Annotated in this window: 13 protein-coding genes; 7 read left to right on the forward strand and 6 right to left on the reverse strand. The window is 61.1% G+C overall.

The features are described from left to right. Positions 1-10 precede the first annotated feature (10 nt). The 4 genes from ACZCWR_RS29520 to ACZCWR_RS29535 are packed head-to-tail and all read right to left on the reverse strand — an operon-like array spanning position 11 to position 3451. Positions 11-1051, reverse strand: a complete 1041-nt coding sequence (locus ACZCWR_RS29520; RefSeq protein WP_487305210.1) for a sugar ABC transporter substrate-binding protein — start codon at positions 1049-1051, stop codon at positions 11-13. Between the two features lie 39 nt (positions 1052-1090). Then, positions 1091-1420 (reverse strand): L-rhamnose mutarotase, encoded by a 330-nt coding sequence (locus ACZCWR_RS29525; RefSeq protein WP_487305211.1) that lies wholly within the window; start codon positions 1418-1420, stop codon positions 1091-1093. A 27-nt stretch (positions 1421-1447) separates the two neighbouring features. Next, the gene (locus ACZCWR_RS29530; RefSeq protein WP_487305212.1) at positions 1448-2350 is read right to left on the reverse strand and encodes a phytanoyl-CoA dioxygenase family protein; all 903 of its coding nucleotides are present in this window, start codon (positions 2348-2350) and stop codon (positions 1448-1450) included. 33 nt (positions 2351-2383) lie between these two features. Beyond that, positions 2384-3451, reverse strand: a complete 1068-nt coding sequence (locus ACZCWR_RS29535) for an aldo/keto reductase (protein WP_488876505.1) — start codon at positions 3449-3451, stop codon at positions 2384-2386. 202 nt (positions 3452-3653) lie between these two features. Between ACZCWR_RS29535 and ACZCWR_RS29540 the strand changes: the two genes are divergently transcribed. Further along, positions 3654-4658 (forward strand): GntR family transcriptional regulator, encoded by a 1005-nt coding sequence (locus ACZCWR_RS29540; RefSeq protein WP_487305213.1) that lies wholly within the window; start codon positions 3654-3656, stop codon positions 4656-4658. On the opposite strand, the gene ACZCWR_RS29545 is transcribed toward ACZCWR_RS29540, so the two are convergent. Then, entirely contained in the window at positions 4655-4960 is a 306-nt protein-coding gene (locus tag ACZCWR_RS29545; protein ID WP_487305214.1) for a hypothetical protein, read from the reverse strand. The two genes, ACZCWR_RS29540 and ACZCWR_RS29545, sit on opposite strands and share 4 nt — an antisense overlap. Positions 4961-5066: 106 nt before the next feature. On the opposite strand from ACZCWR_RS29545, the gene ACZCWR_RS29550 reads away from it, so the two are divergent. The 4 genes from ACZCWR_RS29550 (at position 5067) to ACZCWR_RS29565 (ending at position 11007) form a co-directional block, all read left to right on the forward strand. After that, positions 5067-5522: a YaiI/YqxD family protein gene (locus ACZCWR_RS29550; RefSeq protein WP_487305215.1), complete on the forward strand. Its 456-nt coding sequence runs from the start codon at positions 5067-5069 to the stop codon at positions 5520-5522. A 983-nt stretch (positions 5523-6505) separates the two neighbouring features. Continuing rightward, positions 6506-7153 carry a recombinase family protein gene (locus ACZCWR_RS29555; RefSeq protein WP_487305216.1) on the forward strand — a complete coding sequence of 216 codons (648 nt, stop codon included), beginning with the start codon at positions 6506-6508 and terminating at the stop codon, positions 7151-7153. A gap of 155 nt (positions 7154-7308) precedes the next feature. After that, positions 7309-9966, forward strand: coding sequence for a CheR family methyltransferase (locus ACZCWR_RS29560; protein ID WP_488876506.1), 2658 nt, complete (start codon positions 7309-7311; stop codon positions 9964-9966). Between the two features lie 48 nt (positions 9967-10014). Next, complete coding sequence (locus ACZCWR_RS29565) at positions 10015-11007, forward strand: chemotaxis protein CheB (RefSeq protein WP_487305217.1); 993 nt, start codon at positions 10015-10017, stop codon at positions 11005-11007. An 824-nt stretch (positions 11008-11831) separates the two neighbouring features. On the opposite strand, the gene ACZCWR_RS29570 is transcribed toward ACZCWR_RS29565, so the two are convergent. Continuing rightward, positions 11832-12005 carry a hypothetical protein gene (locus ACZCWR_RS29570; RefSeq protein ID WP_487305218.1) on the reverse strand — a complete coding sequence of 58 codons (174 nt, stop codon included), beginning with the start codon at positions 12003-12005 and terminating at the stop codon, positions 11832-11834. Between the two features lie 185 nt (positions 12006-12190). On the opposite strand from ACZCWR_RS29570, the gene ACZCWR_RS29575 reads away from it, so the two are divergent. Then, complete coding sequence (locus ACZCWR_RS29575) at positions 12191-12808, forward strand: DJ-1/PfpI family protein (protein WP_487305219.1); 618 nt, start codon at positions 12191-12193, stop codon at positions 12806-12808. A 121-nt stretch (positions 12809-12929) separates the two neighbouring features. Continuing rightward, positions 12930-14120, forward strand: coding sequence for a sialidase family protein (locus tag ACZCWR_RS29580; RefSeq protein ID WP_487305220.1), 1191 nt, complete (start codon positions 12930-12932; stop codon positions 14118-14120). The last annotated feature ends 55 nt before the right edge of the window (positions 14121-14175 follow it).

The raw sequence follows: 14175 nt of genomic DNA on the forward strand, positions 1-14175 counted from the left end.
CGCGCTCCGCTCATTGACACGGCGATTCGCCCGCACCGTAGACCTGATCGGCCGTGACCCAGCCGCGAGGGGCATCGTGATTGACGAACTTGCAGAGGTTGTCTTGCGTGACCGCGACGACGTTCACCAGATGCGTGGGAACGGGGCCTGCGCCGAGATTCACATCGGTCGTGGCCACCGCTGGCTTCTGCTTGCGGGCGAGCGCCACGGCGGCTTTCACGGCCGAACTGCCGGCTTCGTCGAGATCGGTCCAGACCGACATCGTCTGCATGCCCTGTGCGATCAATTGCAGGTTCGCGGGTTCGGCATCGAGACCGGACACGTAGACCTTGCCTTGCAGATTGCGCGCCTTCAACGCCTGAACGACACTCAGCGCCATGCCATCGTTCGACGTGACGAAGCCATCCACCTTATCGTTCTGAGCGCTGAGCACGTTCTCCGCATTCGAGAGCGCGGCCTTTGGGTCCCAGCCGCCGACGAACTGATTGAACACAATCTTGACGTTGCCATTCTTCACAAGCAGCGCATCGTATTGCTTCGAGATGGCCTGCGCGACATCGTTGCCCGGATCGCCCTTGATGAGCGCGAACGTGCCTTTGGGCGCTTTGGCGAGCGCGCCTTTCGCCTGCAACTCGCCGACCAGATTATTGTTACGCATGACAAAATAATCTAGCTTGGCCGTCGATACGCCGATGTCATAACCCACCACCGGCACGCCCGACGAATGCGCCGAATTCACGATACGTCCCGCCGCCTGACTGTCCACCGGTACGATAATCAGCGCGTCTGGCTGCTGGCTCAACAGGTTTTCTACTTGCGATGACTGCAAGGTCGGATCGTCGTTCGCCCATTGCACGATGAGCTTCGCACCTTGCGCTTTCGCTTCGCGTTCCATCGCGGCGTAATCGAAGGTCCAGCGGCGCTGCACTTGCGTTTTCATCGCGACGGCGATCAGCGGATGCTTGTCGTCGGCCTGCGCGGGCGTGCTGAGCGTTGCCATCGCCGCGACGCCGAAGGCCACGCACGCCGCTGCGGTTTTCCATGTCTGCATGATCGTCTCCACCACTTGTTTTGTAGTTTGTGTTCTATGTCACGGATTGAGAAACACGCTCTCCATGCGCGCCCACCATTCACCAGGCTTGCGCGTATCGAGCGGCTCCTGCATCGGATCGCAGAGGGCCCACCAGTCCTTCATGCGCGGCTCTTGCGCGAGCTTCGCCTGATCGCCCGTGAAGTCGTCGCCGGCATATTCCCAGTAGGCGAACAGCAGGTTCTCCGGCTCTTTAAGAAAGATCGAATAATTGCGGATATTCGCCCGCGTGATGATCTCCAGAATCTCGGGCCACGTTTCGCGATGCAGCCGCTTGTATTCCGGTATCGCTTCCGCCTTGAGCTTCAGCACGAATCCCATGCGCTCCATTCTTGTTCTCCTTGATATGAGCGACGGTCAATAACGTTCGACGCGTTCGACATCCGCTGCTTTCCAAAGCCGCGCTTCCTTGGGCAATTCCAGCGGATCGATATCCTTCGGCTCCGCGCCTTCGATATCGAGCAGAAAGCGTTCGGCCGGACCCGTGCGCGCATGCAGTCCGCGCGTGAGATGCTCGCGTTCGTTGAACTGCTGCGGCACATCGCGCCGTCCGATGGCCAGATGCAGCACGCGCCGCCGCGCGCCCGAATGATTGATCGTGCCGCCATGCCAGATGCGCGCATTGATCACCGCGATGGAACCCGCCTTGCCCGTCAGATGAACCTCTTTCGGATGCGTCGCCATCGGGTCTTTAGGCATGATCGCTTCGTCTTCCGGCGTGGTCAGAATGCGATCGAACTCGCACATGTTGATGTCGGGCACATTGATCGGCACGAGCTTGTGGGAACCTGGCACCACGCGCGTCGGGCCGTTGTCCTCGGTCATGTCATCGAGCATGACCATGGTGTTGACGAGCCGCCAGTCGGTGGCATGCGCGCGCGGCACGTCGCTGTGCAGCAATTGCTGGCCTTGTCCCTTGGCGGGATTGCGCGCGTTGAGCGAGTAGACGCGAATCTCGCCCATCAACTGATGCGCGAGCGTGAGCGTCGGTCCGCAGCGCAGACAGCGATCAAATTCGGATGACTTATTAAAGAGATTCGACAGACGCATCGCGCCGGGTTCGATATGTACTTCATGCCCGCCATACGCGCCTTCGATCGCTTGCAGTCGATCCACTTCCGCGCGCATGGCTTCGAGATCGTCGCCGGTGAAGACATCGGGAAAGATGCAGTAGCCGAGTTCATCGAACGAGGCGAGTTGTTCGGGTGTCACGGCCGTTTCGTCAATGCCGAGCGCGGCCAGCGCTTGCGCGGTGTTCATGACCTGTCTCCTGAATGCGTTGGAAAGGGTGAATCATGCGAACCGGTGCGCGGCAGCTTCGACCGGCGCGTCCTGACGCATCAATCCTTCGCGCTTGAGATCAGCCCAGAGTTGCGGCGGAATCGGCGTCATCAGGGAACGGACGTTGCCGCGCACTTCCTCGGGCGTCACCGCGCCGGGAATCATGCTGACCACGCACGGATGCATCAGCGGAAATTGCAGTGCGGCATCGCGCAAACTCACGTCATGCGCCGCGCACACGCGTTCGATGCGCGCGACGCGTTGCAGCACGTCCTCGGGCGCGGGCATGTAGTTGAACCACGCGCCCGGTTTCGCGCCCGTCGCGAGAATGCCGGAATTCAGCGGCCCGCCCACGACGATGCCCATGCCTTTCGCTTCGCACAGCGGCAAAAACGTTTCGAGCGCTTCCTGTTCGAGCAGCGTGTAACGTCCCGCGAGCAGGAACAGATCGACATCGGCATTGCGCGCGACGGTCTCGCACACTTCCCATTCGTTCACGCCAATGCCAATCGCGCTCACCACGCCTTGCGAACGCAGATCGGTGAGCGCGCGAATGCCGCCATCGAGAAATTCGCGCGTGCGTTGCGCGCTCGCTTCCTTGCTGCCATGCGTGAAAATATCGATGTCGTGTCCATACACGATATCGATTCGATCGAAGCCGAGCCGCTCGAAGGACATCTCGAAGCTGCGCATCACGCCATCGTATGAATAGTCGTAGATCACGCGGCGCGAAGGCACATCGAAGAATTTGCCGATGCCGTCGCGCTCATCCGGCGCGCAACGTTCGAGCACGCGTCCGACCTTGGTGGAAAGCAGAAAATCATCGCGCGGCTGTTCGCGCAGACACGAGCCGACGCGCACTTCGGCGAGGCCGTAGCCGTAGAGCGGGGCGGTGTCGTAGTAGCGCAGACCTTGACTCCACGCTTCGTTGACGGTGGCGCGTGCATCGTCATTGCTGATCGCGCGATAGAGATTGCCGAGCGGCGCGCTGCCGAAGCCGAGTGAAGTGAAATCGAGTTCGCGGCCCGAGCGGCTCACGAAGCGGCGCCGGCCCGGCACCTCCGAAGTGACATGCGACACGATGCGACTCCTCCATTCCTTTTACAGACCGCTCTGGCAAGCCGTCTTAGGTGTAAGTGAGAACGTGACTGTCTTTTGCATACGATGTACGATGAACAATGTACACGATGTACAGTTGACCCCAATCCGTGGTTTCCCTGAAGGTTCTTTGAGCTCTCCTTTAAGCACGGAACACGGATCGAGAAACGAACCCATGCCAGACATGAGCACGAAGCCCAGCACTCCGCGTAACGACGATCACGCGCCCATGCAGGAACGCGTCTACACGATGATCAAGGACATGATCCGGGATGGCCGCATCCGTCCCGGCGAGCGTTTGCTCGAAGCACATGTGGCGCGCGCGTTCGCGGTGAGCCGTTCGCCTGCGCGGCGTGCGTTGCAGGCGTTGTGCATCGACAAGACCGTGCGCGAGGCGGACGGGCGCGGGTATGTGGTGGTCGGGCGGCGCGGCAATGGACATGACGGCGAGATCGCGACCATCGGCGAGATCAGTCTGGAATCGTCGCCGCGCTGGAAGCAGGTTCACGCAGAACTGGAGCGCGAGATTTGCGTGGCGGTGGTGTATCGCTCGTTGCGGATCACCGAGGATCGCGTGGCCGAGCATTTTGATGTAAGCCGCACCGTCGCGCGCGATGCGTTGGCGCGTTTGCACAGCAGTGGTGTGGTCGATAAGGACCGGCAAGGGCGATGGGTCGCCGAACGTATTACCTCGGCGCGGATTCGCGCGCTATATGAATTGCGCTGGCTGATCGAGCCGGAAGCGCTGGTGCAGTCAGCTCAAGCGACGCCGGTTGACGTCGTGCGACTAGCCCGCGACAAGCTCCGCGATGCCCTCACCGATGTCCCCACGCTCGGCAGTCACACGCATATCGATCTGGAAAACGATCTGCATGTGCGGCTGCTCGCGGCGTGTCCGAATGCCGAATTGCTGCGGGTGCTGGAACGCACGCATTTGCTGCTGGTGTCGAATCCGCATCGCGTGCATTCGTATATCGACGAGCCGGAAACGCATGTGTACGAGAGCCTGCATCAGCATCTCGAAGTGCTCGAACTTTTATTGAAGAACAAGCACGAGCGTGCGGCGCAGACGTTGAGGCGGCATCTCAAGGAATCGTGCGCGTTCTGGATCGAGCATTGGCATCAGGTGCAGTCGCATCTGGCCGAGCCGTTGCCGCCTTATCTGGTCGAAGCCGATCCGGCGAATTAAGCGTCCGGCTTTTTTCCGATCACGCGGCCGAGTTGTGCGGCTACCGCGCGCAGTTCGATGCGCATATGCCACGGCCACCACGCGAGATGGTAGATCCACACGACGATGCTTAGCGGACCGCGACGCCATTTGCGCGGAATGCCGGCGGTGGGGAGATCGTCGAGCGTGAGATAGCCGATCGAGCACAGGCCGATCATCAGCCACGTTAGCGCGAAAATGAAAGTCGGGATGGAAACGACCGCCGCGAGCGCGAAGATCGCGGCAGGCAGACAAATCTGGAAAGGGGAGCGAACTTGCATCATGCGCCTCATCATCTATTGACGCTTTGACGGCGAAACGCGGGCGATTCTTTAGCGTGATTTGAAGGCAGTAAGATGACGGATTAGAAACTCAACCGGACATTTTGTTATGCAAGTGCTCGTCGATGCAGACGCCTGCCCCGTGGTCGTCAAGGAAATGCTGTTTCGTGCGGCGCGGCGAGTGGAGGTTTGCGTCACGCTGGTGGCGAATCAGTATCTGCGCACGCCGCCGTCGGCGTTTATCAAGGCTGTGCAGGTGCCGTCGGGATTTGATGTGGCGGATGCGCGGATCGTGGAGATGGTTCAGAACGGTGATCTCGTTGTTACGGCGGATATTCCGCTTGCTGCGGCGGCGCTTGATAAGGGGGCGCGGGTGCTTGATCCACGAGGGAACTGGTTCAATCGGGAAAATATCCGCGAGCGGCTGACGATGCGGGATGTGATGGATCAGTTGCGGAGTACGGGGATTGAGACGGGTGGGCCGGCGCCTTATTCGCAAGGGGATGCGAAGGCGTTTGCGGGGGAGTTGGATCGGTTTTTGGCGCGGTATGTTCGGGGGGGGTGATGGTTTTTATCGTGCAAGGGGCTGCTGTTTTTGGTGTCTTTATTGCAGTAGCCGCCTCCCCGGCGGGGGGGTAACTTTTTTTGCTGCTGCAAAGAAAGTCACCAAAGAAAGCAGCTTTTTACCCCATGCACGCTGGCTGGAGAGTGTTGGTCTGGATTAACCGATGCAGTGGCCGCAATAGGACTTTCCACGCATAACTTGCCGCTTAGGCAACCTAGCGATTTCGTGCTCGAATCCTTGAGTCTTAGTGGATCGCACTCATGCTTTCGGCCATGCGCTGCGCGCGCCGAGAACGTAAGAACGGAATCCCGCAGCGTATGAGCGCCCAGTCACATCACACCGCATCGCACCTCTCCCATTGGGCCCTACCTTGGTAAGCGCTTCTCGGCAACGCGCGCACACCAACGCAAGTCACCTTTTAGTCGGAGCGCTAACCAAGGTAGGGCCGAATAGCAATCTAGCGGGGAAGTGTGAGGTGGCTGGGCGCTGATAGGCTGCGGGGTTCCGTTCTAAAGCTCTCGGCGCGCGCAGCGCATGGCCGAAAGAATGAATGCGGTCCACTAAGACCAAAGGATTCGAGCGCGTAATCGCGAGGTTGCCCACACGCTAAACCAACCGAAGGACATCCTATTGCGGCCACTGCATCGTTAATCCAGACCAACACTTTCCAGCCAGCGTGCGGAGGGGTAAAAGCTGCTTTCTTTGGTGACTTTCTTTGCAGCAGCAAAGAAAGTTACCCCCCCGCCGGGGAGGCGGCTACTGCAATAAAAGCACAACCAGAAGAAGCCCCTTGCACAACAAAAAACACACCCCCCACGATGCAACCCGTACGAAATCCCAAACACGGCAACCACCTGTCCGTAACTCGTGTATTGCGTACTAAACACCTCCTTTCCACGCCGTGCAATACTGCGAGGGCACAAACCGGAATCTCCCTGTGCTGCATAGCGAAACGAAAGAACCAAACCGAAAGGAACACCCGCATGCCACGGCTCGTTTATGTTTTCGAGGAAAGCGACGACACGCCCACCCACGAGCGTGACCTGTTCGAAATCGATTCGGCCGGATATTGCGTCGACATGAGCGCGGTCTATGTCGAGCATTGCGATTGCATGGTTTCGGTCGCCTTGCGCGATGCCTTTCAAGCCGTGTCTCGCCGCCTGCAGCCCGGCGACACGCTCGTCACCACCAAGCTCTGGGCCTTCGGAAACAGCGTGGCGGAAGTGGTCGCCACGCTCAACGTGCTGGAACGGCGGCGCATTTCAGCCATTTGTCTGGCTTGCGGACACGTGGATCTGTGTTCGGAAGCCGGGCAGAGTTTCGTACACGGGCTCAAGCTCGCCGACGAACTCGAGCGCGTCACCCGCCGCCACCGGGCGCGTTCGGCGGCCAGCGTGGCGCGCGAACGCGGCGTTGCGCAGGGACGTCCGAACTCGCTTTCGGACGAACAGCAGCGTCAGGCGCTGAAGGCGCTGGGCGCGGGGTCGTCAGTCACGGCCATCGCCCGGAATCTGCATACCTCACGGCAGACCATCATGCGTCTGCGCAGCGCGCACGGCCCGCTGACAACCATCGAAATGGAAGAAACGCCTTCCGTTCCAACGCACGCCAGCGAAAGCGTCACGTCCTGAACACGCGGCCATTGGCGCGTATCCAAGCCACGGGCACGGCGATTGTTTCGCTGCACGAATCGACAGCGCGAACGCTGGACGCCAAGGTTCGGCACGCATTGCATACACTACAATCGTGCGCTTCATTCCGATAAAAATGGTGGAGAACACCCGCAATGACGGACCCGAAAATCGCGGACGCCGATTCCACGCGACCCGAACCGCTGCCTTTCGCCGTGGTAGGGCTGGGCGCATCCGCGGGCGGCATTCCCGCGCTGCTCAATTTCTTCGAGCACGCGCCGGGCGACATGGACATGGCGTTCGTCGTCATCATGCATCTTCCGCCGGATCAGATGAGTCATCTGGATCAGGTGATCCAACGCGTGACCCGCATGCACGTGAGTCAGGTCGCCGAGACCACGGCCATCGAAAGGAGCCGTGTTTATATCAACGCGCCCGGCAAGCGTCTGGAGATTGTGGACGGCTTGCTGAACGCCACCAAGATCGGCGCGCGCTCCAGCGTGCCGACGACCATCGATCACTTCTTCGGCACGCTGGCGCAGACGCATGGCGTGCGCTCGATCGGCGTCGTGATGTCGGGAACGGGCTCGGACGGCGCGGCGGGTTTGCATCGGATCAAGGAGATGGGCGGCATTACCTTCGCGCAGAAACCGGAAGATGCGGAGTTCGCCGAGATGCCGCAACACGCGATCGTGACGCGGCAGGTGGACTTCGTGTTGCCCGCCAGCGAGATGCCGGACAAGTTGCTCGAACTATGGCGCAATGCAAGGCGCACGCCGTTGCAGATTACCGAGCATGGCGAGCGGTCGGTGACGGACCCGGCACCCAGCGTGGTCGCCATCGAACGCGCGCTCAGCGATGTGCTGATGCAACTGCGCGTGCGCACCGGACACGACTTCCGGCATTACAAGCTGGCGACGGTGCTAAGACGTATCGAGCGCCGCATGCAGGTCAACAGCGTGCGCGACCTCACCGCCTACCGCGATTTCCTGCGCCTCAATCCCGAGGAAACCACGTCGCTCCTGGGCGACATGCTGATCGGCGTGACGCAGTTCTTCCGCGACCGCGAGGCCTTCGACGCGTTGAAACGCGAAGTCGTGCCGGCCTTGAGCGATTCGTCGCGAGGCGAGAAGCAGGCGCGCATCTGGGTGCCGGGCTGCTCGACCGGCGAGGAGGCGTACACCATCGCCATCCTGCTCGCGCAGGCCCGTGACGGGCTCGGGACCGAGCCGGGCTTTCAGATTTTCGCGACCGATATCGACGAACCGGCCATCTCGCAGGCGCGCGCGGGGTCGTATATCGGCTCCATCGCGGGAGACATGCCGGGCGAAGTGTTGCGCCGCTACTTCAAGAAGAACGGCAACCACTATCAGATCATCAAGCCGGTACGCGAGCGCATTCTGTTCGCCATGCACAGTCTCCTGCGCGATCCGCCGTTCTCGCATCTCGATCTGATTTCCTGCCGCAACGTGCTGATCTACCTCGACCGCGCGGTGCAGCGGCAAGTGCTGGAACTGTTCCACTTCGCTTTGCGCCGGGGCGGTTATCTGTTCCTCGGCACGGCGGAATCCGCGGACACGGCCGACGATCTGTTCGTGGTCGTCGATAAAAAAAGCCGCATCTACCGCGCCCGCGCGATTCCGAATCGCGCCCGCTCGCCGGTTTCTTTTCCGCCGCTCGGCGTGAACGACAACCGCACGCGCGATGAATTGTCCGTCGCGATGACGCCCATGCCCATGCCATCCGGTCCGCAATCGCCGGAGCGGCGGGGCTTTTCGTTCGCGGCGCTGCATCAGCGAGTGCTGGAGGAATACGCGCCGCCGAGCGTCGTGGTGGATCGGGATTCGAACATCGTTCATCTGTCGGCCAACGCGGGCGTGTTTTTGCGGCACGGCGGCGGCGAGTTGTCGTCGAACATCATGGCGCTGGTGTTGCCCGAACTGCGGCTGGACCTGCGCACGACGCTGTTTCGCGCGCATCAGACCGGCGGCAGCGTCGAGGCGCGGCGCGTGAAGCTCACGCTCGACGGGCAACTGATCTGGGTGAACATGACCGTGCGGCCGTTTCACGACGCGGGCGTCAACTCGGACTTTTTCCTCGTGCTGTTCGACAAGGTTCAGGATCACATGGCCGACGAGGGTTCGCCCGATGGCCGCGGTCAGGACCCGATGCTCGTGCAACTCGAACGCGAACTGCAGCACGCGCGCGAGCAATTGATGACGATCATCGAGCAGCACGAAATCACGGTCGAGGAGTTGAAGGCGTCGAACGAAGAATTGCAGGCGATCAACGAAGAACTGCGTTCGGCGACCGAGGAACTCGAAAGCAGCAAGGAAGAGCTTCAGTCGGTGAACGAGGAACTGACCACGGTCAACACCGAATTGCAGGTGCGCGTGGAAGACTCCGCGAAAGCCAACGACGATCTGCAGAACATCATTGCCTCGACGGAGATCGCCACGGTTTTCGTCGACAAACAGATTCGCGTGAAGCGTTTCACGATCAGCGCGACGCGTGTGTTCAAGCTGATCGATGTCGATATCGGCCGTTCGCTGTTCGATATTTCGCACTCGCTGATGTATTCGTCGCTGGCCGAGGACGTGAAGATGGCCTTCGAATCGCTCAAGCTGATCGAGCGCGAAGTGGAGAGTTCCGATGGCCGCTGGTATCTCATGCGGCTCTTGCCGTATCGCACTTCGGACGATCGCATCGACGGCGCGGTGCTCACGCTGATCGACATCACGGCGCGGCCGGGCGGAAAGGCGGCCGTGGCGCAGCGGGGGGCGCCCCTGACGCGGCGCGATATCGATCAATGAGCGCGCGTGTCGTTGCGATGTGAGTCGTGAGCGGCGTTCGGGAGCATCATGGAAACGAGGAATATCGTCGTTATCGCGGCTTCGCGCGGTGGCTTCGAAGTGTTGAAGCGCCTCGCGGAGAGCTTGCCGGCGGACCTCGCGGCGGCGGTGTTCGTCGTGCTGCACATTGGGCGGCACGGCAGCGTTCTGCCCGAACTGATCACCGCCTGGGGACCGCTCGGCGCGCGTTACGCGGGCGACGGCGAGCCGGTCGAATATGGCGCGATACGCGTCGCGCCGCCGGACCGGCATCTCGTGATCGATCGTTCTCGCACCTGGCTCAGCGATGGCGCGAAGGAGAATTTCTCGCGGCCGGCGGCGGACCCGTTGTTTCGAAGTGCTGCCGTCGCGTTCGGGCCTCGGGTGGTCGGCGTGGTCTTGAGCGGCGATCTCGATGATGGCGCGGCCGGGCTCGCTGCCATTCGCGCGCGCGGCGGCTTTGCGATCGTGCAGGACCCGGCCGATTGCGAAGCGCCGAGCATGCCGCGCGCGGCGCTCGAATCGTGCGGGGCGGACGTGATCTGCGAGGCGCGCGATCTGGCGAGCTGCATCGTCGATTCGACGCGGGAGGTCGTGGCGCAGACCTCGGAGAGTACGCCGCACAAACCCTTCGATATGTTTGATTTGGAGGCGCGTATTGCCGCCAATGGTCTTGCCACGCCCGAAGAACTCGACGATCTGGGCGAGCGTTCGGCGTTGACGTGTCCCGTCTGCGGCGGCACGCTCTGGCGCATCCGCCACGATCTGCCGCTGCGTTACCGGTGTCACATGGGACATGCCTTCACGCAGCGCTCGCTCGAAGAGGGCTATGCGGCGCGTTCAGAAGAAGCGCTTTGGCCCGCTATCCGTGCGGTGCATGAACGTGTGATCTTCGCGCAGGAACGGCAGCGCTGGGCCGAGCGGGTGGGCAATCAGGCTCAGATTGCATTCGAGCAGGCGCGGATTGAGGAGGATAGGCGGTTGATTGATATGCTGCGGGGGGCGATGATGGGGAGGGGGTGAGGTTTGCTGTTTATGTGTCGTGCAAGGGGCTGCTGGTGTTTGTGCTTTTTATTCAGTAGCCGCCTCCCCGGCGGGGGGGTAACTTTCTTTGCTGCTGCAAAGAAAGTCACCAAAGAAAGCAGCTTTTACCCCCATGCACGCTGGCTGGAAAGGGTGGTCTGAATTAACGATGCAGTGGCCGCGTTAGGACGTCCTACGTTTCGTTAAGCGTGTGGGCAACCTAACGATTTCGCGCTCGAATCCTTCAGTCTTAGTGGATCACGTTCATTCTTTCGGCCATGCGCTACGCGCGCCGAGAGAGTAAGAACGGAATCCCGCAGCGTATGGGCGCCCAGCCACATCACACCGCATCGCACCTCTCCCATTGGGCCCTACCTTGGTAAGCGCTTCTGGGCAAGGCGTGCATACCAACGCGAGTCACCTTTTAGTCGGAGCACTAACCAAGGTAGGGCCGAATAGCAATCTAGCGGGGAAGCGTGAGGTGGCTGGGCGCCGATACGCTGCGGGATTCCGTTCTTACTCTCTCGGCGCGCGCAGCGCATGGCCGAAAGGATGAATGCGGTCCACTAAGACTTAGGGATTGGAGCGCGCAATCGCCAGGTTGCCTAAGCGGCTCGTTATGCGTGGAAAGTCCTATTGCGGCCACTGCACCCGTTAATCCAGACCAACCCTTTCCAGCCATCGTGCATGGGGTAAAAAGCTGCTTTCTTTGGTGACTTTCTTTGCAGCAGCAAAGAAAGTTACCCCCCCGCCGGGGAGGCGGCTACTGAATAAAAAGCACAAACAACAGCAGCCCCTCGCACGACAAGAACAACAAAAGCCCCCTACAAAACCACAAGCGAATTCAAATCATACCCCGCAGCCTTGAGCATCTTTTCAATTCCCGAAGCCTCCGCGCGAAGCGCTCCAGCACTTTCAGCATCCCTCCGCGACAATTCCGCGGCCACCGCCCGCGCCTGAAGCTCTCTGTAAAGCGCCGCCATTTGACTGATATCCATGATGTCCTCGACCCGGTTCGAACGCTTTTGGCGCTGTCGGCCGCGGATCGGATGACCGCGACATATCTGGTCATCGGACTAAAACGGGCGGAGTTTAGGCTCGGGCCGAACTATTTGACGTTTGCGGCGATTTCATTCCATCCGCTATGCTGTCCCGATCCAAGCGCGGAAAAACGAAGAACGCCATGCACATCGCCATCCTGACCTTCGACGGTTTCAATGAACTCGATTCGCTCATCGCGCTCGGTATCCTCAACCGGGTCAAGCATGCAGGCTGGCGCGTTTCGATCGCCAGTCCGGCGCAGCATGTAAGGTCGATGAATGGCGTAGTCATCGAACGGCATATTTCGCTTGAAGAGGCGGGCAAGGCGGACGCGGTGATCGTCGGCAGCGGGATGAAGACGCGCGAGGTCGTGGCTAATCCGGAGCTGCTCGGCCAGCTTCAGTTTGACCCGGCGCGTCAACTGCTCGCGGCGCAGTGCTCGGGCACGCTGATCCTCGCCAAACTCGGCTTGCTTGTTGGCGTGCCGGCCTGCACGGACCTGACGACGAAGCCGTGGGTGCAGGAAGCGGGCGTCGAAGTGTTGAATCAACCGTTCTTCGTCAATGGCAATGTGGCGACGGCGGGCGGATGTCTCGCGTCGCAGTATCTCGCGGCGTGGATCATCGCGCGTCTGGCCGGAGTGGAGGAAGCCAGGAGCGCGATGCATTACGTCGCGCCGGTCGGAGAAAAGGACGAATACGTGTCCCGCGCGATGACCAACATCGCGCCGTTTCTTCACGACATACCGGCACCTCTCTGAAGCTGGCACGAAAGCCGCGATCAATGACGCTCTCGCCACGCGCATCCGTGCTCGAATGATTCCCTTCGACGCGACCGCACGCTGAGTTCAGCGTGCATCGCTCATGACAGGAGGTGAAAGCATGATCGTGAAGCGAATCTTCCTCGTTGCATTGGCCTGTCTGTTCGCTGTCATGGCCGCATGCGGCGGTTCGGTTTCTTTCGGCCCGGGCGAAGCCACCGGAACCGCTCAACCCGTCACGGTTGCCAAGACCGCGATTGCCGGCAGCGGCTGGTATCCCCGCGTGATCCGGCTGAGCCACGGTCCGGCGTCCTCCAACGGCAAATTGATCGCGAGCACGGGCGTCGGCGCAGACGTGAGCGCAGGTCTGAGCGCGCACAGCGTCTTTCAGAGCGTGGACAACGGCGCGACCTTTACGCCGCTCGGCAGCGTCGCGGCGGCGGCGGGCAACAGCGAGCGCTGCTGCTCCACGCTCTTCGAACTGCCGGTCGCGGTCGGCGCGCTTCCGGCGGGCACGTTGCTGAGCGCGGGGTCGTATTTTTCGGGGACGACGCCCGCCATCGAAATTTATATCAGCACGGATCAGGGCGCGAACTGGTCGTATTACCACACCCCGGCCATTCGCGGCGCGGGCAAAACCGGCGGCTTATGGGAGCCCGAATTAAGCATCGCCAGCGATGGCGCGCTCGTGATGTTCTACTCCGACGAGACCGATCCCTGTTGCAGCCAGAAACTGGTCCAGATGCGCACGTACGACGGCAAGACGTGGCAGGACATGCGCGACACGGTCGCCGCCACGACTCCTGCCACGCGGCCGGGCATGGCCCGCGTCAGCAAGTTGCCCAACGGACATTACTTCATGAGTTACGAGGTGTGCGGCGTGCCCCAACAATGCGCCGCGTATTCGCGAACATCGACCGATGGCTGGAACTTCGGCACGCCGTCGGACCTGGGCAGCAAGATCGTGTCATCGACGGGGCAGTATTTCGAGCATGCGCCGTCGAGTGTCTGGACGCCGAAGGGCGGCGGCAACGGCGCGTTGCTGGCTGTCGGTCAGGTGCTATACGAAGCGAATGGAACGGTTTCGCCCGGCAACGGACAGCTTTTGTTCGTGAACTCATCGGTCGATGGCGCGGGCAACTGGTCCGTCGAGCCCGCGCCCGTTCCGGTTCCCGACGCCTATTCCAATCCGTGTCCTAACTATTCCGACACGCTGCTGCCTTCCGTGGATGGTTCCGAACTGCTCGAACTGGCGGCCGACTTCGACAGCAGCAAGACATGCCACACGTATTACGGCGTGGTTCCGCAGTAAGCGGAGCGGTCATTCCGGCTTGCGCCAGCGGCGGGCAAATAAAAGTTCAGCACCC

This window comes from Caballeronia sp. A2-2, from assembly GCF_057612605.2.